General features: G+C 64.8%; 1 protein-coding gene and 1 pseudogene. One reads left to right on the plus strand and one right to left on the minus strand.

Annotated features, from left to right (window positions below; genetic code table 11):
- Positions 1-478: pseudogene (locus ENZ75_RS32825) on the plus strand (transcriptional regulator); the annotation flags it as partial.
- Here the strand turns inward: ENZ75_RS32825 and ENZ75_RS32830 are convergent.
- Positions 479-1,018 (minus strand): DMT family transporter (locus ENZ75_RS32830; protein ID WP_164888220.1); only part of this gene is annotated, 540 nt, incomplete at its 5' end.

Raw genomic sequence — 1,018 nt, forward strand, 5'->3', positions numbered from 1 at the left:
CCGCCACTGGAACCTGGTTTCGGCCAACGCCGCCATCGCTCCCTTCCTTGCCGATGTCAGCGAGGCTTCGCTGCTGACGCCGCCGGTCAACGTGCTTCGCCTCAGCCTGCATCCCGGCGGCATCGCGCCACGCATCGTCAACCTCCAGGAATGGCGCACGCATCTGCTCGAGCGCCTGAAACACCAGAATGACGCGAGCGGCGACGCGGTGCTGATCGAACTCGAGCGTGAGCTGAGGACTTATCCGTCAGGCTTGAGAGGCAGCCGGCCGTCGCCGGTCGAGGCGAACGCCATCGTGCATCCGCTCAGGCTGGCGCATGGCGATCAGGTGCTGTCGTTCATCAGCACCATCACCGTGTTCGGCACGCCGCTCGACGTGACGCTTTCGGAACTGGCGATCGAATCGTTTTTCCCCGCCGATGAACAGACGAGGACGGTGCTGGTTCGGTTGGCGAAGGAACGGGCCGAACGTTCGTAATCACCCTTCAGGCAAAGATGCCTTGCGCGTGCGGGTGCGCTCCAGGCCGAGCTGGCGTTCGCGCCAGATGATGAAGATGCCGGCGGCGACGACGATCAGGCCGCCGACAAGCATATGGAGCGTGGCGACGTCGCCGAAGACGAGATAGCCGACGACGAGGCCTAGGATCATCGAGGTGTATTCGAACGGCGCAACGACCGAGGCTTCGGCATGGCGATAGGCCGCCGTCATCAGGATCTGGCCAAGGCCGCCGCAGAAGCCGGCGGCAACAAGAAGGGCCGCCTGGAGCGGCGTCAGCGCCTGCCAGCCGAATGGCAGCGAGAGCAGCGACATGACGCTCGCCGTCACCGAAAACCACAGCACGATGGTCGCCGTACGCTCGCTTTGCACGAGATTGCGCACCAAGAGCATGGCGACGGCCGAGATCGCCGCCGCGACAAGAGCGGCCATGACGCCAAGCACTTCCTGGTCGTCGAGCGCCTGGTCGGAACTCAGCAGCGTCAGTTCCGGCCAGGAGATGATCAGCACGCCGACCAGGCC

Source organism: Mesorhizobium sp. M7A.F.Ca.CA.002.04.1.1 (assembly GCF_004022805.1).
GTDB lineage: Bacteria > Pseudomonadota > Alphaproteobacteria > Rhizobiales > Rhizobiaceae > Mesorhizobium > Mesorhizobium ciceri.